The following is a 22,183-nucleotide window of genomic DNA, read 5'->3' on the forward strand; positions in this document are numbered from 1 at the left end:
GTTGCCCCCGGCTCTGCCGGGGGTTTTTGTTTGTGAGACGGCGGTTCAGCTCACTACCGGCGCAACCAGAAAATTCTCCGACGCAGAGCTGCCCGCCGTTTTGCAGACATCGCCCTCGATCCGGACGCTGCCGGTTGCCAGCAGCCGCAGCGCCTCGGGATAGATGCGGTGCTCGACCTCGAGGATGCGCTCCGACAGCGTCTGCGCCGTGTCGTGATCGCCGACGGGAACCGCGCCCTGCATCACGATCGGGCCCGCATCGGTCTCGGGGATCACGAAGTGCACGGTCGCGCCGGACAGTTTGACGCCCGCGCGTAAGGCCTGGCCGTGCGGGTCAAGACCGGGGAAGGACGGCAGCAGCGAGGGGTGGATGTTGAGCATCCGCCCATACCAGGCCCTGGTGAACTCGGCCGTGAACAGGCGCATGAAGCCGCCCAGACAAATCAGCTCGATACCGTGCTGGTCGAGCGCCGCCTGCAGCACCTTTTCGAAGCCGGCGCGATCCCTGCCGAACGGCTTGCTCTCGATCACCCGCGTCTTCACGCCCGCCGCCTTGGCGCGTTCGAGACCGAACGCATCGGGCTTGTTTGAGATGACTAGCGAGATCTCGGCCGGGAAATCCACCGCGCTTGCGGCCTTGATCAGCGCGGCCATGTTGGAGCCGCGGCCGGAGATCAGGATGGCGACGCGGCGCTTGATCACAGCGCCAGTCATTACAGTGCCATGTCGAGGTGGCCGTTATAGACGACGCGATGCTCGCCCTCGGCGGGGATCACGGTGCCGAGTTGCACCACCGTCTCCCCTGCCTCGGTGAAGACCTCGATCACTTTGTCGACGTTGTCGGGCTCGACGATCGCGATCATGCCGATGCCGCAATTGAAGGTGCGCAGCATTTCCAGCTCGGCAATCCCCGCCTGCGCGGCCAGCCATTTGAACACCGGCAGCACCGGCAAGCGCGCCAGATCGATGCCGACGCCAAGACTCTTCGGCAGGACGCGCGGAATATTGTCAGTGAAGCCGCCGCCGGTGATGTGGGCGAGTCCCTTCACCGCGCCAGTCTCGCGGATGGCGCGCAGGCAGGATTTGACATAGAGCTTCGTCGGCGTCAGCAGCGCGCCGCCGAGAGTCATCACCGGCGCGAACGGCGCCTGCGCCTCGAAGCCGAGCCCGGATTGTTCCACGATCTTGCGCACCAGCGAGAAGCCGTTGGAATGCACGCCCGACGAGGCGAGGCCAATCACGGCGTCGCCCGCGGCGATATCTTTGCGCGGCAGCAGCGTACCCCGCTCCGCGGCACCGACGGCAAAGCCACCGAGGTCGTAATCGCCGTCCTTGTAGAGCCCAGGCATCTCGGCGGTCTCACCGCCGATCAGGGCGCAGCCGGATTCGCGGCAGCCTTCCGCGACGCCCGCAACGATCGAAGCCGTGGCTTCGGGGTCGAGCTTGCCGCAGGCGAAATAGTCCAGGAAGAACAGCGGCTCGGCGCCCTGCACTACGAGGTCGTTGACGCTCATGGCGACGAGGTCGATGCCGATCCCGCCGTGCAGTCCGGTCTCGATCGCGATCTTGACCTTGGTGCCGACGCCGTCGGTCGCGGCTACAAGGACGGGGTCCTTGAAGCCGGCCGCCTTGAGGTCGAACAGGCCGCCGAAGCCGCCGATCTCGGCGTCGGCGCCGGGCCGTGCGGTGGCGCGTACCATCGGCTTGATCAGGTCGACCAGGCGGTTGCCCGCATCGATGTCGACGCCTGAATCGGCGTAAGTGAGGCCGTTTTTGCGGTCGGTCATGCCCGATTTCCAGTGGGTTTGCGGCTGGTTACGTCGAATTCCGGGGACACGCAATGGCTCGCATGGCGCACCGCCATATACTATGTAGAGATATCAACCGGTTCAGCCTCCCGAGCGGCCGGATTTGTGGTCAGACCGGGTGCCGGGAAGTGCTTTCGTGAGTATTCCGAACATCATTACGCTGGGCCGCATCCTGCTGGTCCCGATCATCGTCTGGGCCATCGTGTCGAGCCAAATGGAGGTGGCGTTCGCCGTCTTCCTGATCGCCGGTGTCAGCGATGCCGTGGACGGCTTCCTGGCCAAGCGCTTCAACATGACGAGTGAGCTCGGCGCGCTGCTCGATCCGCTCGCGGACAAGGCGCTGCTGGTCTCGATCTACATGGCGCTGGGAATCTGGGGCGCAATTCCGCGCTGGATCGTGATCCTGGTGGTCTCGCGCGACATCATGATCGTCGCTGCCGTGATCGTATCCTGGCTGTTCGACCGGCCAGTCGAGATGAAGCCATCCAGGGTGTCCAAGCTCAACACCGTTGCACAAGTGGCGTTCGCCGCCTTGGTGCTGGCGGCGCTTGCCTTCGGCTTCAAGCCGGCCCCTTATGATGTCATCCTGATGGGTCTCGTCACGGTCTTCACGCTCTCCTCGGTGTCGCTCTATCTGGTCGGGTGGCTGCGGCACATGAGCACGATCGAGGCGAAATGAGTGGGAATGCGGCCCCGCAAAAGGCCAACTTCCGCTCGATGAGGTCGAATCCTTTCCAACGAGCCGGCACGCCGGCGTGGAGCAAAGCAAGCGTGGCAGGCCGCGTCCACCCCCGACAATTGGCGTTTTCGCTTCCGCATGCGGAGAGCCTCAGCCGGGACAACTTCCTTGAAGGTCCCGCCAACGCGGCGGGTCTCGGCCTGATCGACAGCTGGCCGGAATGGCCGAACCGGATCATGTGGCTCGCCGGCCCGGAAGGAAGCGGCAAAAGCCATCTTGCCGCAATCTGGGCCGAGGTATCAGGCGCCCGTTCGACCGCAGCCGACGCGCTGACCGCCACAGGCGTTCCGGGCGCGCTCGCCACCGGCGCGCTGGTGGTGGAGGATCTCAAGGCTGGGGAATTCGACGAACGCGCCCTCTTCCACCTGATGAATCTCGCCCGCGAGGACGGCGCCTACGTTCTCTTCACCGGACGCGAGCTGCCCGCCTCGCTGGAGATCGAGCTTCGCGACCTGCGCTCGCGTCTGCGCGCCGTGCCCGTGGTCGCGTTGCTGCCGCCCGACGAGCAGCTCTTCCGCGGCCTAATCGTCAAATTCTGCGCCGACCGCCAGCTCGCCGTGGACGAGAGCGTGGTCGGCTACCTCGCCACTCGTCTGGAGCGATCCTCGGCCGCCGCCCGCCGGGCCGTGGAATTGCTCGACAGTGAAGCCCTGCGGCTCGGCCGCCCTGTCACCCGGGCGCTGGCCGCCGAGCTCTTGCGGGACGCCTGATCGGTCGCGGGCTCCCAGAGCGCTTGACGCGGCGCAGCGGCGGAACATCAATGTCATCGAAACGTCATCGCTCTAACACATGCTCCGGCCGATTTTGCGCGTAAGTCGCAAGATGGGCGAGACAGGATGGACCGGCTTCTCATGGACTCTGCGCAAGTTATTGAAACCAAAGAAAAAGCTCCGGAAGCCGAGAGTCTGCCGGCGATCGCATCGAGCCCCGAACGATTCATCAATCGCGAGCTTTCCTGGCTGCATTTCAACCGCCGCGTCCTGGAGGAATCGGTCAATCCCAACCACCCCGTGCTCGAGCGGGTGCGATTCCTCTCCATTTCAGCGAATAACCTCGACGAATTCTTCATGGTCCGCGTCGCCGGCATCAAGGCCCAGGTGCGCGAGGGCATTGCCGAACGCAGCCCCGACGGCCTGACGCCATCCGAGCAGCTCGCGCTGATCAACCGCACCGTCTCCGAACTCGCCTCCGACCAGCAGGCGATCTGGCGCGACCTGCGCAGCACGCTGGCCGATGTCGGCATCGTGCTGGTTGAAGGCAAGGAAGTCACCAAGGCGGAACGGACCTGGATCGAGGACTACTTCCTCAGCAACGTGTTCCCGCTGCTGACGCCGCTGGCGATCGACCCGGCCCACCCCTTCCCGTTCATCCCGAGCCTCGGCTTCACCATCGCGCTCCAGCTGACGCGCGCCGCCGACGGCAAGCAGATGAACGCGCTGATCCGCATGCCCGGCAAGATCGACCGCTTCATCCGCCTGCCGGCCGACGGCAAGGTCGTCCGGCTGATCTCGCTGGAACAGGCGACCGCCCTGTTCATCAACCGCCTGTTCCCCGGCTACAATCTGCGCGGACAGGGCGCCTTCCGCATCATCCGCGACTCCGAGCTTGAAATCGAGGAAGAGGCGGAAGACCTCGTCCGCCTGTTCGAGACTGCGCTGAAGCGGCGGCGCCGCGGTTCGGTGATCCGGCTCGAGATCGACGCCAAGATGCCGGAGGAGCTGCGCAGCTTCGTTCAGCACGCGCTGTCGGCCGCCGACGACGAGGTGTTTTTGGTCGAAGGCGTGCAGGCGATGAACGAGCTCTCGCAGCTCACCCGCCTCGACCGGCCCGACCTCGAATTCACCCCTTACGTGCCGCGCCATCCCGAACGCGTGCGCGAACATGGCGGCGACATCTTTGCCGCCATCCGGCAGAAGGACCTCGTCGTCCATCACCCCTACGAATCCTTCGACGTCGTGGTGCAGTTCCTGCAGCAGGCCGCGCGCGACCCTGACGTCGTCGCCATCAAGCAGACGCTCTACCGCACCTCCAACAACTCGCCGATCGTGCGCACGCTCGCCGAGGCCGCAGAGGCCGGCAAATCCGTCACGGCGTTGATCGAGCTGAAGGCGCGCTTCGACGAGGAAGCCAACATCCGCTGGGCGCGCGATCTCGAACGCGCTGGCGTGCAGGTCGTCTACGGCTTCCTCGAACTGAAGACGCACGCGAAGCTCTCGATGGTAGTGCGCCGCGAGGGTGGCGGCCTCACCACCTATGTTCATACCGGCACCGGCAATTATCACCCGGTGACCGCGCGCATCTACACCGATCTCTCCTACTTCACCTCCGATCCGACCATCGGCCGCGATGCCGCGCGCGTGTTCAATTTCATCACCGGCTATGCCGCGCCGAGCGATCTGGAAAAGATGGCGGTATCGCCGTTGACCCTGCGCAAGCGCATCATCGAGCACATCCAGGGCGAGACCGCGCATGCGCGCCACGGCCGCCACGGCGCGGTCTGGATGAAGATGAATGCGCTGGTCGATCCTGACATCATTGACGCCCTCTACGAGGCCTCCCAGGCCGGCGTGCAGGTCGAGCTCGTGGTGCGCGGCATCTGTTGCCTGCGCCCCGGCATTCCCGGCCTATCCGAGAACATCCGCGTCAAGTCGATCATCGGACGCTTCCTGGAACACGGCCGAATCTACTGCTTCGGCATGGGCCAGGGCCTGCCGAGCGCCAAAGCGGCGGTGTATATCTCGTCCGCCGACATGATGCCGCGCAACCTCGACCGCCGCGTCGAGGTGCTGTGCCCGCTGCAAAATCCGACGGTGCATCAGCAGGTTCTCGAACAGATCATGGTCGCGAATCTGAAGGACAATGAGCAGAGCTGGCAATTGTTGCCGGACGGGTCCTCAACGCGTATGAAGACCGCGAAGGGCGAGGAGCCTTTCAATGTCCACAACTACTTCATGACAAATCCGAGTCTGTCTGGCCGTGGAAAGTCGCTCAAGGAATCCTCGCCGCGTCGTCTCACGCGCCGGAACGAACGCCATCAACCCTGATCGGGGATTTCCGACGTGAAGCGGCCGCGCAAGCGCGGCTCGAGCGTCGCTGTCATCGACATCGGTTCCAACTCGGTCCGTCTCGTCGTCTACGAGGGGCTGACGCGTAGCCTCATTCCGATCTTCAACGAGAAGACGCTGTGCGGCCTCGGACGCGAGGTGCAGAGCACGGGCCTGCTGGCCCCTGACGCCGTCGACAAGGCGCTGACCTCGCTGAAGCGATTCCGCGCATTGTGCCGCGTGATGCAGGTCGGGCGCGTGTTCGCAATCGCGACCGCCGCCTGCCGCGACGCTTCCAACGGGGCCGATTTCATCGCCAAGGCCGAGCGCATCTGCGCCGTGGAGATCGAGATCCTGTCGGGCCCGCGCGAGGCGCGGCTGTCGGCACTCGGCGTGATCTCCGGCATCCATCATCCCGACGGCATCGTCGGCGACCTCGGCGGCGGCTCGCTCGAATTGATCGACGTGCGCAAGAACAGCGTGCGCAGCGGCGTGACGCTGCCGCTCGGCGGGCTCGCGCTTCAGGATCTCGCACACAAATCGCTCAAGCGCGCCGATCGCATCGTGCGCGAGGAGCTCGAGGGGGTACCGCAGCTCGCCGCGGGCCGCGGCCGCACCTTCTACGCGGTCGGCGGCACCTGGCGCGCGCTCGCACGCATTCACATCATCCAGAGCGGCTACCCGCTCCAGGTGATGCATGGCTATTCGATTTCCGCCGCCGAGGCGCTCGATTTCTCGCGCCGCCTCCGGCGCCTGGCGGCTGCAGACATGCTCGCCGACATCGAGAGCGTCGCCGATGCGCGCCGCCCGCTCCTCACCTATGCGGCGCTGGTGCTCGAGCACATCATCCGGGTGGCGAAGCCGAAGACCATCTTGTTCTCGACCTTCGGCGTGCGCGAAGGCCTGCTGCACGAGAAGCTGCCGGAGGCAGAACGCAACAAGGACGGCCTGATCTGCGCCGCGGAAGAGCTGAACCAGCTGCTGTCACGCTCGGCCAAGCACGCCCACGAGCTGATCGCCTGGACCGACCGCCTCGCGCGCGTGGTAAAGCTGCGCGAGACCGAGGAGGACCGGCGGCTGCGCCACACCGCATGCCTGCTGTCCGACATCGGCTGGCGCGTGCATCCCGATCATCGCGGCGAGCAGACGCTGAGCCTCGTCGTCAACGGCAATTTCGGCGCGATCACCCACATCGAGCGCGCCTTCGTCGGCCTGTCGGTGTTCTATCGCTACGCGGGGCTGAGCGAGGAAAACCAGCCGCCAGTCACCATGCAGGAGCTGCTGACGCCGGCGCAGCTCGAACGCGCGCGCCTCTTGGGCGCTGCGTTCCGCGTCGCGCATCTGATCTCCGCGGCACGGCCCGGCGTCTTGCCCGCCACGCATTTCCGCAGCCAGGGACGTAAACTGATGCTGGTGTTCGAGCATCGCCTCGGCGACCTCGTCGCCGACCGCGTCGGCAGCCGCTTCCGTCAACTCGCCCGCCTCATCAACCGCGCCGGCTCCATCGTGCGGCGGTAGCATCGGCTGCGTCAGTGCGCACCTCTCCCAGCGCGGAGAGGTGACTGCATCCCTCGGAAAAGCCTATTCCGCCGACGCCCTGGCGTGCCGCTCGGACGATTGCAGTGCGGCGGCGCTCAGGCTGCGGCGGCGCCAGATGGTGCCGACGACCAGCACGACGACGACGCCGAGGATCGCGCAGAGATATTCGCCGCCCGCGCCGCCATGGCCGAATTGCGGCGGAATGCGCAAGGCACCGAGCATTGTGTCGAGCGAAGCACCGAACGGGCCGTCGAATAGTGTGTGCAGCTTCGGCGCGACGCCAGGGTCGGTCGCGATCACCTCGCCGGCGATCCAGCCGAGCAGCGCAGCACCAGCCCAGACCAGGACCGGCAGCTTTGCCAGCAACGCCATGATCAGCGCCGCACCGGCGACGATCAGCGGCACGCTGATGGCAAGGCCGAGGATCAGCAGCGGCACGCTGCCATTGGCCGCGGCGGCCACCGCAATGACGTTGTCGAGAGACATGACGATGTCGGCGACCACGACGATCTGCACGGCCTGCCACAGATGCGAGGCGGACTCGACGTCGTCCTCGTTCTCGTTTTCCGGCACCAGGAGCTTGGCCGCGATCACGATCAGCGCGAGACCGCCGACGAGCTTGAGGTACGGCAGCTCCATCAGGCTGGCGACGATGCCGGTGAAGATGATCCGCAGCAGCACCGCGGCGCCGGCACCGAAGATCATGCCCCACAGCCGATGTCGCGGCTTGAGGCCGCGGCAAGCGAGCGCGATCACCAGCGCGTTGTCACCGGACAAAAGGATGTTGATCCAGATGATCTTGCCGACGGCAACCCAGAAGGTCGGTTCGGCCATCTCGTTGCGAAACTGGGTGAAGAATGCCCCGATCGTGGCGGGATCGAAGATCTGCCAAAGCCAGTTCACAATACGTCCTTTCGCCCGCGTCGACCTAAACTAGCGGCTGATGGATCAGCCTACGATCTCGTTGCCCGAGAAGAACTGCGCGATCTCGATCGCGGCGGTCTCCGGCGCATCCGAGCCGTGCGCGGAATTCTCGCCGATCGACTTGGCGTAGAGCTTGCGGATGGTGCCGTCGGCCGCCTTGGACGGATCGGTCGCGCCCATCACGTCGCGATACTTGGCGACGGCGTTCTCGCCTTCCAGCACCTGGACTACCACGGGGCCAGAGGTCATGAATTCCACGAGCTCGCCGAAGAACGGCCGCGCCTTGTGGACCGAGTAGAAGGTCTCGGCTTGTTCCTTGGTCATGCGGATGCGCTTCTGCGCGACAATGCGCAGGCCCGCCTTTTCGATCACGGCGTTGACGGCGCCGGTTAGGTTACGCGCGGTCGCGTCGGGCTTGATGATCGAGAAAGTGCGTTCGATGGCCATAATCTTGTCCTTGGGAAGAAGGCGGTGGTTGTCGGGTTGCGGGGCTTATATCGGCGCCTTTGCGATCCGGCAAGCGACGGCCGGGATGAGGTCACAGGGACTACGCCGCAGGACACGGCCTGGCAATTTCAGCATGGATTACGACAATTTCACCCAGATGAACCCAATCTGAAGCCTCCATTCAGGCTTTGGTTCAGTCCGCCGGCTTAAGCTGCTTCCATCGAAACCAAAGCCTGACGATCAGGCGGACTGTTTCGGCGGCCTTTCCATCGACGCGGATTGCCCCCGCGCCGGCAGTTTTGAGGAGATCACCATGTTGAGGAAACTTTCGCTTGCCGCTGTCGCCGCGGTTGCGCTCGGTGCCGCGCTGGCGCCGACCTCGGCTTCCGCCCATTGGCATGGCGGCGGCCCGGGCTGGCATGGCGGCGGCGGTGGCTGGCACCACGGCGGCCGCGGCTGGGGAGGACCGCGCTTCTATGCCCCCGTCTCCTACGGTTATGGCGGCTGCTATGTGCGCCGGCTGGTCCCGACCCCCTGGGGACCCCGCTGGCGGCTGATCAACCGCTGCTACTGAGCCCGACAGCACCTTCCTAAAGCCCGAGAGGTATCTGCGCCCCACAGGTACCTTCCAAGAGGAGCCCCGGCGATCCCCCCGCCGGGGCTCCACATTTTGCGCGGACATCGCCGGATCCATACAATTTTGACGAGAATGCCGGCGATCGCCCAGGAGTGGCGAAACTATTTTGGGGGTCAATGACTTGGTACCGTGAATTTACTTTGAACACACGGAACCGCGCGATGGCTGGGCCTTTTGCCAATGACAGCGAACAGATCGACCGGCGCACCAGCCGCACGATTTGCGATGCCGTGGGCGAACGGCTCCAGCAGAACCTGCGGCCCGAGCCCCGTCTGCCGATGCACCTCGAGCAGCTCCTGAACGAGTTGAGACAGCGCGACTGCGACACGCACTGAGCAGCGGGCCGGAAAAACGGGTTGCGTTTGACCCCGCCTGCGGTGACAAGGCCGCATGCTTGCTATCACCGACCTCTCCATCCGCCTCGCCGGACGCCTTCTGATTGACCAGAGTTCCGTGCAGATCACGCCCGGATCTCGAGTCGGCATGGTCGGACGCAACGGCACCGGCAAGTCGACGCTGTTCAAGGTGATCCGCGGTGAGCTCGCGGCCGAGCACGGCTCGGTGACTTTGCCGCCGCGCTGGCGCGTCGGCAGCCTGGCACAGGAAGCCCCGAACGGACCCGAGAGCCTGATCAACGTCGTGCTCAAGGCCGATCTCGAGCGCGACGCGCTGCTCACTGAAGCCGAGAGCGCGACCGACCCGCACCGGATCGCCGAGATCCAGACCCGCCTCGTCGACATCGACGCGCATTCGGCGCCGAGCCGTGCCGCCGCGATCCTCTCCGGCCTCGGCTTCTCCGCCGCCGACCAGCTCCGCCCCTGCGCCGAATTCTCCGGCGGCTGGCGCATGCGCGTCGCGCTCGCCGCGACGCTGTTCGCGGCCCCGGACCTTCTGTTGCTCGACGAGCCCACCAACTATCTCGACCTCGAGGGCACGCTGTGGCTGGAGGATCATCTCGCGCATTATCCCCGCACGGTGATCGTGATCAGTCACGACCGCGACCTCTTGGAGAGTTCGGTCGACCAGATCCTGCATCTGGAGCGCGGCAAGCTCACGCTCTACAAGGGCACCTACTCATCGTTCGAGGAGCAGCGCGCCATGCGCGAGCTGCTCGACGCCAAGCAGGTCAAGCGCCAGGAAGCCGAACGCGCCCGCCTCCAAGCCTTCGTCGACCGCTTCAAGGCCAAGGCCTCGAAAGCGCGGCAGGCACAGTCTCGCGTCAAGATGCTGGAGCGGCTGAAGCCGATCACGGCGCTGGTCACCCAGGACGTGCGCGAGATCAGCTTCCCGGCGCCGGAGAAGATCCTGTCGCCACCGATCATCGCGGTGGACAACGCCGCGGTCGGCTACGATCCCGCCAGCCCGGTGCTGAGCCGCGTCACGTTGCGAATCGACAACGACGACCGCATCGCGCTTCTCGGCGCCAACGGCAACGGCAAGTCGACCCTCGTCAAACTGCTCGCCGGACGGCTGGCGCCGTTCTCGGGAAAAGTGACCCGCGCGGACAAACTGTCGATCGCCTATTTCGCGCAGCACCAGCTCGACGAGCTCAACGAGGACGCCTCCGCCTACGACCATGTCCGCAAACTGATGGGCGAGGCACCCGAGGCAAAAGTGCGGGCGCGCGCGGGCGCGATCGGCTTCTCCGGCAAGGCCGCCGACACCAAGGTCGGCAAATTGTCGGGCGGCGAGAAGGCGCGGCTGCTCCTGGGCCTGGCTACCTTCTTCGGCCCGAACATGATCATCCTGGACGAGCCGACCAACCATCTCGACATCGACAGCCGCGCCGCGCTTGCAGAGGCGATCAACGAGTTTCCCGGCGCCGTCATCATGGTCTCGCATGACCGCTATCTGATCGAGGCCTGCGCGGACCAACTCTGGATCGTCGCCGATCGCGCCGTCACCAATTACGACGGCGACCTCGACGAATACCGCCGCCTGGTGCTGTCCGCCCGTAACGGCGAGCCCGCCCCGCGTGAGCGCAGCGCGGCCAGCGAAAAGCCGCAGCGCGCGCGGTCGGACAATCGCGGCTCGTTGAAGAAGCGCATCGCCGATGCCGAAGCCGAGATCGCCCGAGTCGGCCAGATCATCAGCAAGATCGACACCGCCCTCGCCCTGCCCGACATTTTTACGCGTGATCCCAAGCAGGCCGCGCAGCTGTCAAAGGCGCGCGCGAATGCGGCTGACGCATTGGCGCGCGCGGAGGAGCAGTGGCTCGAGGCCAGCACCCAGTTTGACGAGGCAGCCGGCTGAGCTCTCGATCAAATTCGGAAAAACAACCCCATGCACAGTACCGGTGTTCCAACACCTCCACCTAAGCACTTGAAGTAGCTGCCCTGCATCCTCCGAGCTGACATCGCCCGGCGCGGCAGTTGCGCGCCGGAACGACTCAATCCGCAAACTGCCCGGCCGCCTTGATGATCGGCGCCCAGCGATCGATTTCACTCGCCAGCATCGTGCCCAGCGCCTCGGGCGTCGCCTTGTCCTGCGGGACGGGCTCGGTGTTGATATCGTTGAAGCGCGCGATCAGCGTCGGATCCTTCAGCGCCGCCTGGAGCGCCGCGGTCAGCTTCTGAATGATCGCCGGCGGCGTGCCTTTGGGGGCATAGATGCCGTGCCAGACGCCGAGCTCGAATCCTTTCAGGCCGGCTTCGTCGGCCGTCGGCAGATCGGGCAGGCTCTTCAGCCGCTCCTTGGTGGTGACCGCATAGGCCTTGACCTGCTTGGCCGCGATCGGCCCCGTGGTGTTCGTCGCTTGGTCGCAGGTCAGATCGATCTGCTTGCCGAGCAGATCGTTCATGATCGGGCCGTTGCCCTTGTAGGGCACCGTGGTGAGCTGCTTCTGGATCGCCGTCATAAACAGCATGCCGCAGAGATGCGATGCCGCACCTAACCCGGCATTGGCGTAGGTCAGCTTGTCACCCTGCTGCTGGGCGTAGGCGACCAGATCCTTCAGCGTGTCGGCCGGGAAATCCGGACGCGCGATGATGGTCATCGGCGCATTGGTCACAAGCCCGATCGGCGCAAAAGCCGTCTTCGTGTCATAGCTCAAATTGCGATACAGCGTCGCGGCGGTCGAGATGCCGACATGATGGATCAGCAGCGTGTAGCCGTCGCCCTGGGCGCGCGCGGCGCGGGTCGTGCCGATGGTGCCGCCTGCACCCGTCGCGTTCTCGACGACGACCTGCTGTCCCAGGGATTTCGCCATGCCGGCCGCGGTCAGGCGCGCGATGGTATCGGTCGGCCCGCCTGCGGCGAACGGCACCAGCATGGTGATGGGCCTCGTCGGGTAATCCTGGGCAACGGCCGCACCGAGCGGCAGAAACAGAACCGATACGAGGGCAATGAACCGCATAGTTTCCTCCAGTTTTTTGTAACTCCATATGAGCGCATTCCGGGCCGCGCGGCCATCACGAAAGTGACGTCAACGGAAGTGTTGCGCGAGCTCTAACTGGCGCGATCCGTACAATTCAGAGGGAAGTCAGCCGCATGGCCTCAATATGCGTGACGGAGTTATTACCACGACGCGCGCTATCCGAAGTGCTGCTCAAGGCCATTTTGTGCACTGTCACCGTAATCCAACACACCGTAATCCAACAGCGCCGGTGTCAATCATCGGAGTTGGATAGTGGCGCAAGCCCTCGTTAAACACGAACTCCGGAGTGAGTCTCCGATCCCTCCATTACCCAATCCATCATTCAACTTTCCAACATAGGATATTGAGTTGTAGTAATGAGGCCCTGACCACCACGACGATGATTGCGGGACATCAGCCATATCTTCAACTCCAATTGAATTTTAGCTTGAGCTCGGGCTTACACGTTTTTGGCTAGTTGATGTCGAAGCGCTTGATTAGTACCTGCGAAAGCCAGAAACCGAGAAAATTGCTGGCCGTACCTACCGCAAGATCGAATATAAGGGACGCGTATCCTGCCAGCGTAATATGGCCCCCTTCAGATAGGAGGGCGCCACCAAATCTGGTCGCATGATTTCTTTCGATTGATAGAAGCGACCAGAGCTCTAAGCCACCGAACAAGAGAACGAGAACTGTATTAGCGAGCCAGAACGCCCGCCACCGTCGCCCCCGCGCAGCAAACCACGCGATAAACAGCGTTGGACAAAATATTAAGGTCGCAAATACCCCGGTGGCGAGAGCTTGCCCCCAATAGCCGAAGAAGAACCACGTCATCAAAAAGTAGGAAAGAAAGGCGCACAGAAACACCAGTGCCGTCTTAGCCACCGCGATATACTCCTCGATGATAGTGAACTGGGCAACAGACGCTTGTACCGTTAGATGACCGTCGACTGATGTTGCCATTGCGCTCGATCCTACAGGTTTTGTTCACGCACAGCAGGAGATATGCTCCTCACTGCAAACAGCCGGGTCCGCTCTTCGGTGGCAAAATAGAACTCATCCCTCCCATCGAACACTTTCACAAAATCGGCTTCGCCGCCGCCACCTGCTCGCGCATCTCGCCTTCCGCACCGAACGGCGCGACCAGTTCGACGATGCGCAGGTTGGTCCCGCTCTTCCACTTCACCGCACTGAGCCGCTTCTCGCCCGCATCGATGCGCTTGGCGACGATGTCGTCCGCCATCGCCCACACCGCGACGCCGACCGGCTGCTCACCCTTGTAGACCACGGAATTGCTTCAGCAGGATGGCTGGCATCACCAACCATTCGAGATCGCCGATCGGGATCTGCTTGTGGCGCGGACTCTGCGTCATCAGCCAGGTGATCTCGCCAAGCAGCTGGGAAATGGTCTTCGGCGCGGGTTCGGCCGTGGATGCGGCGGCCGTGCCGCCGCGGTCAGATCCGCCATCGCTGCCTCGCCAAGTAGCGGCTGCTCCGCTTGTCTCGCAGCTCCCGTGTTGCCCATCGCGGTTACGGTGACAGTGCACAAAATTGGCTTTGACCCAGCACTTCGGATAGTGCGCGTCGTGCTGCCAATTTAGTGCACTGTCACCGTAACACGTAACCCGAGGTGCCGCCCGAAGACTGGAAAAAACTCGAGCAAACGATCCGGCGCGACGAAAAGACCCGGGATGGACGCATCATGTGGCGCAGCATAGGCCTGTGCAACGATGCCGGCGTCAGCGTGGGCGACGAGCCATGGCTCGCTCGCCTTCATCCGCCTCGTGCGGATGGAGGCATGACCCTCAGCATCTACTCTCTAACGCCGGCCTCGGACTGGAATCCGCTCGCTCGCCATTTACTCGGCGAGATCGACAAGATTTGGCCCGAGAGAACCATATTCCGGGGGACCGAGCGGTCAGATTCTATCGTTCGAGGATGCAATGAAGGGACGGCCGTAGCCGTCGCCTTACGCGTGCTTCTTCTTCGGCTTGGTCGCCTTCGGCATCGGTTGCGGCTCGGGATTGCCCTCGATCGAGGACAGGCGGCCTGCGGCGAACGTATAGATGCCCGCGCGCGGGCCGGTGCTCCAGGTCACCACGGCGACGCGCCGGCCGGCAGCATCGTTGGAGATATTGACATTCGAGGGCGCGCCGATGCCGCGCACCACGTCGCATTCGGTGTGACCGAGCGCGACCGTGCCGCCCATCGGCGCCGTCGTCGACGCGTTGGCATCGGCCGGCCCGGGAGGCGGCGTCATGCCGGGACAGGCACCGTCGGCGCTGACGAGATCCTCAGCTCTCACCGGCTTGTCGGGGGTGAGCGGCGGCGCCTCAATCGAGATGTTCTTGATGAAGAGGCGGCCGGGTTTCTGGAACCACTCGGCGTCCTTCGACAGCAGATCGGTCCCGCCCGAACAGCCCGCGACCAGCGGTGCTACGGCAGCCAACGCAACTATGAGCGACCTGGGAAGCTTTTGATGTCGCACGATAAACCAAATTCCCCGCGTGAAGGAGCAGCCCTAAGCGATTGTCCCAACATCACTTTGCGGCACGAAGGTGACAAAAGCCAGCATCGCTCCAAAAGTGCAAATTATCATTAATTGCGATCGACGCTAATTCCGACGCTGCCACCGGCCCCGCTCGTCGGCCTGCCAATAGGTGACATCAAATCCGCGCGCCTTGCAATCCGTCCAGGTGCTGCGGGCGAGCGCGAGCGCATCGGGATCGTCGCCGTTGAACAGCAGAACCATGCGCGCATAGCCCTGCGCGTCCTGCGGCAACGTGGCATTGTCGACCAGGAAGCGGACGTGGGCGCCGTTGGGATTGCCCTCCTCGATCGCCAGCACGATCGGCTGATCGGCGGCATCGTTCACGCGCCATGTCGCGTGCGGCAGGAATGAATCGTCGCGATAGGTCCATAAGTGCGCGTCGAGCGCGTCAGCCCGTTCTTCCGAGGTCGACTGCACCACGACGCGCCAGCCGCGCTCGAGCGATTTCTCGAGAAGCGGCGGCAACACGTTCTCCACCGTCATGTTTTGCAGATGATAGAACAGGACTTCAGTCATCTCGGGTCATGTGCGCTCGTAACGGTCGGCGACCAGACGGTCGAGCAGACGGACGCCATAGCCGCTGCCCCAGCTCTGGTTGATGTCGGTCTTCGGCGCGCCCATGGCGGTGCCGGCGATATCGAGATGGGCCCAGGGCGTGCCGTCGACGAAACGCTGCAGGAACTGCGCCGCGGTGATCGAGCCGCCGTGACGGCCGCCGGTGTTCTTCATGTCGGCGAACTGGGAATCGATCAGCTTGTCGTATTCGGGACCGAGCGGCATGCGCCAGACCTTGTCCCCGCTCTCGACGCCGGCTGCCAGCAGGCGTTCGGCAAGCTCGTCATTGTTGGAGAACATGCCGGCATGCTCTGTGCCGAGCGCGACCACGATTGCGCCGGTCAGCGTCGCCAGATCCACCATGAATTTCGGCTTCACCTTCTTGGCGACGTACCAGAGCACGTCGGCGAGCACGAGGCGGCCTTCGGCGTCGGTGTTGATGATCTCGATGGTCTGGCCCGACATCGAGGTGACGATATCGCCCGGCCGCTGCGCATTGCCGTCGGGCATGTTCTCGACGAGGCCGATGGCGCCGACCACGTTGGCCTTGGCCTTGCGCGCCGCCAGCGCGTGCATCAGGCCGACGACGCAGGCCGCGCCCCCCATGTCCCCCTTCATGTCCTCCATGCTGCCGGCCGGCTTGATCGAAATACCGCCGGTGTCGAAGCAGACGCCCTTGCCGACGAAGCTGACCGGCGCCTCGCCTTTCTTGCCGCCGTCCCAGCGCATGATCACGGTCCGGCTCGGCCGTGCCGAGCCCTGGCCGACGCCGAGCAGCGCGCCCATGCCGAGCTTCTGCATCGCCTTGACGTCGAGCACCTCGACCTTGACGCCGAGCTTGCGGAGCTGACTGGCGCGGCGCGCGAATTCTTCCGGGAACAGCACGTTCGGCGGCTCATTGACGAGGTCGCGCGCGATGATCACGCCGTCGACGACGTGGCCGGCCGCGGTAAACGCCTTCTTCGCAGCTGTGGCATCGCCGACCGCAAGCGAGATGTCGGCGCGCGAGCCGCCCTCCTCGCCGTCCTTCTTCTTCGTCTTGTAACGGTCGAACTTGTAGGCGCGTAAGCGAAGGCCCGAGGCGATCGCAACCGCCTGCTCACTCGTCATGGCGCCATCGGGCAGCTCCGCCATGATGGTCATGGTTGTAGTCCCGGTGGGAAGCTTGCTCGACGCCACACCGCCGAATTTGAGGAAATCGTTCGCCTTCAGGCCGGCCGCCTTGCCGGCGCCGATCACGAGCAGACGGGTGGCTTTCAGCCCCTCCGGCGCCAGGATGTCCAGCGTGGCCCCGCTTTTACCTTTGAAAGCGGCGGCGGCGGCCGCGCGCTTCACGAGTTCGACAGCGCGGCCCAGCGCCTTGGCCGTCGCCGGACCGACCTTCAGGCTGTCGTCGCAGAACACGACCAGGATGCCACGGGGGGCGGCAGACAATGGGACGAAGCCGACCTTGATGGCATCGGACATGGGTAACTCCTTCAAAAATCTTGGTCTTTCCGCCATTCAAAGTTCTGACCAGGGCCGGACCTGAACGACGATTCACTGAGGCCGCCGCACTATGGGCCAGCGGCCCGGCAGATGCCAAGCACCGCCCGTGGCCTCAAGGCCACAACGAGCGAAATAGTAACCATATATTGAGGGTGCCACGGGGCAGCCATTTTGTTGACGGATCAAAGGGATGGTAGTGAGAGAGTAAGCTGGCAGAAGAGGCGCTGGCCAACCTTGGGGATCCCCTGATCGGGGATTGGTTGGACAGCGGAATTTCGGCCGATGTTGGGGACTTGGTGGGATTCGTGCGGTAGCGCATGGGGTCGATCGATAAGTATATCTTCCGCACGACGCTGGCGTCGTTTGCGCTGGTCCTGGTCAGCCTCACCGGCGTGATCTGGATTACGCAGGCGTTGCGCGGCATCGACCTGATGACGAGCCAGGGTCAGACCATCCTCACCTTCCTCGGCATCACCAGCCTTGTCGTGCCGGCCCTGGTCCTGATCATCTCGCCGATCGCGCTGATGATCGCGATCTCGCACACGCTGAACAAGCTCGCGACCGATTCCGAGATCATCGTGATGAACGCTGCCGGCTTCTCGCCGTTCCGGCTGTTCTTTCCGTTCGTCTACGCCACCTGCGTTGTGGCGCTGCTGGTTGCCTTCATCGCGGCCTATCTCGCCCCCGACGGCATGCGGCGGATCAAGCAGTGGGATGCCGAGATCACCGCGGACGTGCTCACCAACATCCTGCAGCCCGGCCGCTTCGCCCGGCTCGACGAGAACCTCACGATCCGGATTCGCGAACGCCTGCCCGGCGGCATCCTTGCCGGCATCTTCATCGACGACCGCCGCGACCCGAACGAGCGCGTTTCGATCGTGGCCGAGCGCGGCGAGGTCGTGAAGAACGAGACCGGCTCGTTCCTGGTGCTGGAAACCGGCAATCTCCAGCGCTTCGAGGCGGGCAAGCGCGATCCGGCGCTGGTGGCGTTCAGCCGTTACGGCTTCGACATGTCGAAATTCTCCAAGGGCCGCGACGTCACCCTGGGCATTCGCGAGCTCTATCTCTGGGAGCTGTTCTCGCCGTCCGAGAACGATCCCGTCTACAAGCAGATTCCCGGTCAATTCCGCTCGGCTCTGCACGACAGCCTGCTCGCGCCGATCTACCCCTTCGCCTTTGCGGTGCTGACCTTCGCGTTCCTCGGCGCGCCGCGCACCACCCGCCAGAGCCGTAACTTCTCGATCGGCTCCTCGATCATCGCGGTGTTCGGCCTGCGCATGGCGGGCTTTGCCTGCTCGGTGATGGCGGTGAAGGCGCCGGGCCCCGTGCTGCTGCAATACGCGATGGTTTTCGGCGCGATCGGCGTCGGATTGTGGATGATCATCGGCGGCGTCGTCGTCGAGCCGCCCCCCGGCCTGATCGATGCCATCAACAGGTCGAACGCGCGCATCGCGCGGCTGTTCGGACGTCCGGCCACCGCATGAGCATGCTCACCAACACACTCGGGCGCTATTTCGCCGGCCGATTTGTGGTCGCCGCGCTCGGCGTGTTCGCGAGCATTTTCCTGCTGCTGGTGCTGGTCGACTACATCGAGATGGTGCGCAAGACCTCAGGGCTGGCATCCGCCTCGGCGCTGATGGTGGCTGAGACCTCGCTGTTTCGGGTGCCGCAGCTTTTGGAGAAGCTGACGCCGTTCTGCATGCTGATCGGGGCCATGACCTGCTATCTCGCCCTCTCCCGCCGGCTCGAGCTCGTAGTGGCGCGCGCCGCCGGCATCTCCGCATGGCAGTTCATCTCGCCGGCGCTCGCCAGCGCGCTTCTGATCGGGGTGATTGCCACGGTCGCCTACAATCCGATGTCGGCCAATCTGCGCGAAGCCTCCAAGCGCATGGAGGCCGAACTGTTCGGCTCGGCGCCCGGCGGCGGCATCCAGGACGCCTCCGGCTTCTGGCTCAACCAGGCGACCAGCGACGGCCAGACCATCATCAATGCGGCGCGCAGCGAGCAGCAGGGCGTCCGGCTCACGGGGCTCACGCTGTTCCGGTTCGACCCGGAGCAGCACTTCAAGGAGCGGATCGAGGCGCGCGAGGCGACGCTCGAGAGTGGCCGCTGGCTGTTCAAGGGCGTCCGCCGCTTCTCGCTGGACGCACCGCCGGTCGACCAGGCCAGCCTGGAGATTCCCACGACCCTGACCGAGGCGCAGGTCCGCAACAGCTTTTCCACCCCCGAGACTGTGTCCTTTTGGCAACTACCGGGCTACATCCGCTCCTCCGAGAGCTCAGGCTTCGCGACAGCCGGATACCGACTCCAGTATCAGAAGCTTCTGGCGCAGCCGTTTTTGCTGGCTGCCATGGTGATGCTCGCGGCCTCCGTGTCGTTGCGCTTCTTCCGGATGGGCGGCGTGCAAAAGATGGTTTTGAGTGGCGTGGGCGCAGGCTTTCTGCTCTACGTTCTGTCGAAAGTGACTGAAGACTTGAGCAAGGCTGAGTTGATGCATCCGATCGCTGCGGCGTGGTTGCCCGCGGTGGTGGGCGGCCTCACCGGCTTTTTGGCCTTGTTGTATCAGGAGGACGGTTAGTGACTGCCGTCCATCGCGGACTCGTGTCTCGTTTGACGCGGCGCACCGTAGTGCGCGCGAACGGGTGCGGCTTGTCCATCCGAAGGCTGTTGCTCACCGTCGTCACCGCTGCCTTGCTCGGCGGGCTGCTCGATGTTGCCGCCGTGGCCCCGGCCTCCGCCCAGAGCTTCACCTACAATCCGCTGCCGCCGCGTCCGAAGCCGCCCAAGGCTCCCAACGACAACCAGATGCTGGTGCAGGCGACCGAGGTCGACTACGACTACAACAATTCGCGCGTCTCGGCGGTCGGCAACGTCCAGCTGTTCTACAACGGCACCAGCGTCGAAGCCGACAGGGTCATCTACGACCAGAAGACCAAGCGGCTGCATGCCGAAGGCAACATCCGCATGACGGATGCCGACGGCAAGATCACCTATGCCGAGATCATGGATCTCTCCGACGATTACCGCGACGGTTTCGTCGATTCGCTGCGCGTGGACACCGCCGACCAGACCCGCATGGCCGCGAGCCGTGCCGATCGCTCCAGCGGCAATTACACGGTATTCGAGAACGGCGTCTACACGGCCTGCGCGCCGTGCAAGGACGATCCGAAGAAGCCGCCGCTGTGGCAGGTCAAGGGTGCGCGCATCATCCACGACCAGCAGGAGAAGATGCTGTATTTCGAGACGGCACAGATCGAATTCTTCGGCGTGCCGCTCGCCTACATGCCCTATTTCTCGACGCCCGACCCCACCGTGAAGCGCAAGAGCGGCTTCCTGATGCCGGGTTACTTTCCGGGCACGACGAACACCGGCTTCGGCGCCGAAGTTCCGTATTATTGGGCGATCGCGCCCGACATGGACGCAACCATCACCCCCCGCTTCATGTCGCGGCAGGGCGTGCTGCTGCAGGGCGAATTCCGTCAGCGCCTGATCGACGGCGCCTACCAGATCCGCGCCTACGGCATCGACCAGCTCGATCCCGGCGCCTTTGCCGGACAGCCCGGCGACCGCCAGTTCCGCGGCGCCGTCGACACCAAGGGTCAGTTCGCGCTGAACGACAAATGGGTCTGGGGTTGGGACGGCGTCGTGATGTCCGACTACTATTTCTTCTCGGACTACCGGCTTTACCAGTACCGCGATCCGCTCGGCTCGTTCCTGCTGCTGCCGACGGAAGCGCTGTCGCAGCTCTATCTGACCGGCGTCGGCAACCGCAGCTTCTTCGACGCGCGCACGATGTACTGGCTCAGCTATTCGGGTAACCAGAGCCAGGTGCCGATCGTCTATCCGGTGATCGACTATTCCAATGTGCTCAATTATCCGGTCTTTGGCGGCGAGTTCAGCTACAAGACCAATTTCGTGAACATGTCGCGCGATCAGGCGGTGTTCGATCCGATCACGACGATCGCCAACACCAACAGCCTGTGCACGACGGCGTCGGCCGATCCGCTGGCCCGCACGCCCTCGCAGTGCCTGCTGCGCGGCTTCCCCGGCAGCTATACCCGCCTTACGGCCGAAGCGCAGTGGCGCAAGTCGTTTACCGATCCGCTCGGCCAGATCTGGACGCCGTTCGCCAGTCTGCGCGCCGACGCGATCAACTCCTCGGTCTCCAATCAGCCGGGCGTGTCGAACTATCTTCCCGTCGGCGACACCCAGGCGTTCCGCCTGATGCCGACCGTGGGCCTGGAATACCGTTACCCCTTCATCAACATTCAGCCCTGGGGATCGACCACGGTCGAGCCGATCGCGCAGATCATCATCCGGCCGAACGAGACCTATGCCGGCAGGTTCCCGAACGAGGACGCGCAGAGCATGGTGTTCGACGCCTCGAACCTGTTCAGCGTCGACAAGTTCTCCGGCTACGACCGTGTCGAGGGCGGCGGCCGCGCCAATGTCGGCGTGCAGTCCACCACGCAGTTCGACAAGGGCGGCGCGGTCAAGGTGCTGTTCGGCCAGTCCTACCAGCTGTTCGGCATGAACTCCTTCGCGGTCCAGGACTCCATCAATACCGGTCTGGATTCCGGCCTGGACAAGCCGCGTTCCGATTATGTCGCAAGCGCCAGCTACTCGCCCAACAGCACCTATACGTTCAGCGTCCGCTCACGCATGGATGAGCAGACCTGGAACGTCCAGCGCTTCGAGGCGGAAGGCCGCGCGAATTTCAATCGCTGGTCGGTCGCCGTGCTGTACGGCAATTACGCGCCGCAGCCGGAACTCGGCTATCTGACCCGCCGCGAGGGCATCCTGACCTCGGGCTCGATCAAGCTCGCCACCAACTGGGTGGTGTCGGGTTCGGCGCGGTGGGACCTCGAGGCCAACAAGATCAACCAGTATGTGCTCGGCGCCGGCTACGTCGACGATTGCTTCGTGCTGGCGGCGAACTATGTAACTTCGTATAGCTATTCTGCGGGCACCGCGCCGCCCGTGCTGAGCCATGCGTTCATGTTCCAGATCGGCCTGCGCACGCTGGCGACCTCGTCGACGACCAGCAGTTCCGCCGGCCTCCAGTGAACGGTTTGAAGTGCCGGCCGCGCTTGCCC

Annotated in this window: 20 protein-coding genes; 10 read left to right on the forward strand and 10 right to left on the reverse strand. The window is 64.2% G+C overall.

Going from position 1 to position 22,183, the window contains the following annotated elements; genetic code table 11:
- Nucleotides 1–45: 45 nt before the first annotated feature.
- Both purN and purM read right to left on the reverse strand, forming a co-directional pair.
- A complete protein-coding gene (gene purN, locus IVB28_RS17555) occupies nt 46–714 on the reverse strand; it encodes a phosphoribosylglycinamide formyltransferase (RefSeq protein WP_247527776.1) in 669 nt (222 codons plus the stop codon).
- Entirely contained in the window at nt 714–1,787 is a 1,074-nt protein-coding gene (gene purM / locus IVB28_RS17560) for a phosphoribosylformylglycinamidine cyclo-ligase (RefSeq protein WP_247527777.1), read from the reverse strand. Before purM ends, purN begins: the two co-directional genes overlap by 1 nt.
- Before the next feature lie 157 nt (nt 1,788–1,944).
- Between purM and IVB28_RS17565 the strand changes: the two genes are divergently transcribed.
- The 4 genes from IVB28_RS17565 (at nt 1,945) to ppx (ending at nt 7,109) form a co-directional block, all read left to right on the forward strand.
- Nucleotides 1,945–2,487, forward strand: a complete 543-nt coding sequence (locus IVB28_RS17565) for a CDP-alcohol phosphatidyltransferase family protein (RefSeq protein WP_247527778.1) — start codon at nt 1,945–1,947, stop codon at nt 2,485–2,487.
- 92 nt (nt 2,488–2,579) lie between these two features.
- On the forward strand, nt 2,580–3,257 hold the full coding sequence (locus IVB28_RS17570; RefSeq protein ID WP_247527779.1) for a DnaA/Hda family protein: 678 nt from the start codon (nt 2,580–2,582) through the stop codon (nt 3,255–3,257).
- A gap of 141 nt (nt 3,258–3,398) precedes the next feature.
- On the forward strand, nt 3,399–5,591 hold the full coding sequence (locus IVB28_RS17575) for an RNA degradosome polyphosphate kinase (protein ID WP_247528583.1): 2,193 nt from the start codon (nt 3,399–3,401) through the stop codon (nt 5,589–5,591).
- Nucleotides 5,592–5,606: 15 nt separating this feature from the next.
- A complete protein-coding gene (ppx, locus tag IVB28_RS17580; protein WP_247527781.1) occupies nt 5,607–7,109 on the forward strand; it encodes an exopolyphosphatase in 1,503 nt (500 codons plus the stop codon).
- A gap of 63 nt (nt 7,110–7,172) precedes the next feature.
- Here the strand turns inward: ppx and IVB28_RS17585 are convergent, their stop codons facing one another.
- Complete coding sequence (locus IVB28_RS17585) at nt 7,173–8,033, reverse strand: TerC family protein (protein WP_247527783.1); 861 nt, start codon at nt 8,031–8,033, stop codon at nt 7,173–7,175.
- Nucleotides 8,034–8,078: 45 nt separating this feature from the next.
- Entirely contained in the window at nt 8,079–8,501 is a 423-nt protein-coding gene (gene ndk, locus IVB28_RS17590; RefSeq protein WP_247527784.1) for a nucleoside-diphosphate kinase, read from the reverse strand.
- A gap of 313 nt (nt 8,502–8,814) precedes the next feature.
- Here ndk and IVB28_RS17595 point away from each other — a divergent pair, with 313 nt between their 5' ends.
- The 3 genes from IVB28_RS17595 to IVB28_RS17605 all read left to right on the forward strand — a co-directional run bounded on the left by IVB28_RS17595 (nt 8,815) and on the right by IVB28_RS17605 (nt 11,391).
- Nucleotides 8,815–9,075, forward strand: a complete 261-nt coding sequence (locus IVB28_RS17595) for a sulfur globule protein precursor (RefSeq protein WP_247527785.1) — start codon at nt 8,815–8,817, stop codon at nt 9,073–9,075.
- Between the two features lie 224 nt (nt 9,076–9,299).
- The gene (locus IVB28_RS17600) at nt 9,300–9,473 is read left to right on the forward strand and encodes a hypothetical protein (RefSeq protein ID WP_247527786.1); all 174 of its coding nucleotides are present in this window, start codon (nt 9,300–9,302) and stop codon (nt 9,471–9,473) included.
- 55 nt (nt 9,474–9,528) lie between these two features.
- Nucleotides 9,529–11,391 (forward strand): ABC-F family ATP-binding cassette domain-containing protein, encoded by a 1,863-nt coding sequence (locus IVB28_RS17605; RefSeq protein ID WP_247527787.1) that lies wholly within the window; start codon nt 9,529–9,531, stop codon nt 11,389–11,391.
- A gap of 136 nt (nt 11,392–11,527) precedes the next feature.
- On the opposite strand, the gene IVB28_RS17610 is transcribed toward IVB28_RS17605, so the two are convergent.
- The 6 genes from IVB28_RS17610 to IVB28_RS17635 all read right to left on the reverse strand — a co-directional run bounded on the left by IVB28_RS17610 (nt 11,528) and on the right by IVB28_RS17635 (nt 17,066).
- Nucleotides 11,528–12,493 carry a tripartite tricarboxylate transporter substrate-binding protein gene (locus tag IVB28_RS17610; RefSeq protein WP_247527788.1) on the reverse strand — a complete coding sequence of 322 codons (966 nt, stop codon included), beginning with the start codon at nt 12,491–12,493 and terminating at the stop codon, nt 11,528–11,530.
- Nucleotides 12,494–12,967: 474 nt separating this feature from the next.
- A complete protein-coding gene (locus tag IVB28_RS17615) occupies nt 12,968–13,456 on the reverse strand; it encodes a hypothetical protein (protein WP_247527789.1) in 489 nt (162 codons plus the stop codon).
- 115 nt (nt 13,457–13,571) lie between these two features.
- Complete coding sequence (locus IVB28_RS17620) at nt 13,572–13,781, reverse strand: toxin-activating lysine-acyltransferase (protein ID WP_247527790.1); 210 nt, start codon at nt 13,779–13,781, stop codon at nt 13,572–13,574.
- 681 nt (nt 13,782–14,462) lie between these two features.
- Nucleotides 14,463–14,942: a hypothetical protein gene (locus tag IVB28_RS17625; protein ID WP_247527791.1), complete on the reverse strand. Its 480-nt coding sequence runs from the start codon at nt 14,940–14,942 to the stop codon at nt 14,463–14,465.
- Nucleotides 14,943–15,107: 165 nt separating this feature from the next.
- On the reverse strand, nt 15,108–15,560 hold the full coding sequence (locus IVB28_RS17630; protein WP_247527792.1) for a DNA polymerase III subunit chi: 453 nt from the start codon (nt 15,558–15,560) through the stop codon (nt 15,108–15,110).
- 6 nt (nt 15,561–15,566) lie between these two features.
- The gene (locus IVB28_RS17635; protein ID WP_247527793.1) at nt 15,567–17,066 is read right to left on the reverse strand and encodes a leucyl aminopeptidase; all 1,500 of its coding nucleotides are present in this window, start codon (nt 17,064–17,066) and stop codon (nt 15,567–15,569) included.
- Between the two features lie 338 nt (nt 17,067–17,404).
- Between IVB28_RS17635 and lptF the strand changes: the two genes are divergently transcribed.
- The 3 genes from lptF to IVB28_RS17650 are packed head-to-tail and all read left to right on the forward strand — an operon-like array spanning nt 17,405 to nt 22,154.
- The gene (gene lptF / locus IVB28_RS17640; protein WP_247527794.1) at nt 17,405–18,571 is read left to right on the forward strand and encodes an LPS export ABC transporter permease LptF; all 1,167 of its coding nucleotides are present in this window, start codon (nt 17,405–17,407) and stop codon (nt 18,569–18,571) included.
- Nucleotides 18,568–19,665, forward strand: a complete 1,098-nt coding sequence (lptG, locus tag IVB28_RS17645; protein ID WP_247527795.1) for an LPS export ABC transporter permease LptG — start codon at nt 18,568–18,570, stop codon at nt 19,663–19,665. The genes lptF and lptG overlap by 4 nt, the downstream gene beginning before the upstream one ends.
- Nucleotides 19,665–22,154 (forward strand): LPS-assembly protein LptD, encoded by a 2,490-nt coding sequence (locus IVB28_RS17650; protein WP_247527796.1) that lies wholly within the window; start codon nt 19,665–19,667, stop codon nt 22,152–22,154. Before lptG ends, IVB28_RS17650 begins: the two co-directional genes overlap by 1 nt.
- Nucleotides 22,155–22,183 lie beyond the last annotated feature (29 nt).

The organism is Bradyrhizobium sp. 199 (assembly GCF_023073355.1).
GTDB lineage: Bacteria > Pseudomonadota > Alphaproteobacteria > Rhizobiales > Xanthobacteraceae > Bradyrhizobium.

What these genes read in the sequence shown, in the direction of transcription:
- purN (WP_247527776.1), bottom strand. Translation starts at nt 714, where the DNA reads ATGACTGGCGCTGTGATCAAGCGCCGCGTCGCCATCCTGATCTCCGGC.
- purM (WP_247527777.1), bottom strand. Translation starts at nt 1,787, where the DNA reads ATGACCGACCGCAAAAACGGCCTCACTTACGCCGATTCAGGCGTCGAC.
- IVB28_RS17575 (WP_247528583.1), top strand. Translation starts at nt 3,399, where the DNA reads ATGGACTCTGCGCAAGTTATTGAAACCAAAGAAAAAGCTCCGGAAGCC.
- ndk (WP_247527784.1), bottom strand. Translation starts at nt 8,501, where the DNA reads ATGGCCATCGAACGCACTTTCTCGATCATCAAGCCCGACGCGACCGCG.
- IVB28_RS17595 (WP_247527785.1), top strand. Translation starts at nt 8,815, where the DNA reads ATGTTGAGGAAACTTTCGCTTGCCGCTGTCGCCGCGGTTGCGCTCGGT.
- IVB28_RS17600 (WP_247527786.1), top strand. Translation starts at nt 9,300, where the DNA reads ATGGCTGGGCCTTTTGCCAATGACAGCGAACAGATCGACCGGCGCACC.
- IVB28_RS17605 (WP_247527787.1), top strand. Translation starts at nt 9,529, where the DNA reads ATGCTTGCTATCACCGACCTCTCCATCCGCCTCGCCGGACGCCTTCTG.
- IVB28_RS17610 (WP_247527788.1), bottom strand. Translation starts at nt 12,493, where the DNA reads ATGCGGTTCATTGCCCTCGTATCGGTTCTGTTTCTGCCGCTCGGTGCG.
- IVB28_RS17615 (WP_247527789.1), bottom strand. Translation starts at nt 13,456, where the DNA reads ATGGCAACATCAGTCGACGGTCATCTAACGGTACAAGCGTCTGTTGCC.
- IVB28_RS17630 (WP_247527792.1), bottom strand. Translation starts at nt 15,560, where the DNA reads ATGACTGAAGTCCTGTTCTATCATCTGCAAAACATGACGGTGGAGAAC.
- IVB28_RS17635 (WP_247527793.1), bottom strand. Translation starts at nt 17,066, where the DNA reads ATGTCCGATGCCATCAAGGTCGGCTTCGTCCCATTGTCTGCCGCCCCC.
- lptF (WP_247527794.1), top strand. Translation starts at nt 17,405, where the DNA reads ATGGGGTCGATCGATAAGTATATCTTCCGCACGACGCTGGCGTCGTTT.
- lptG (WP_247527795.1), top strand. Translation starts at nt 18,568, where the DNA reads ATGAGCATGCTCACCAACACACTCGGGCGCTATTTCGCCGGCCGATTT.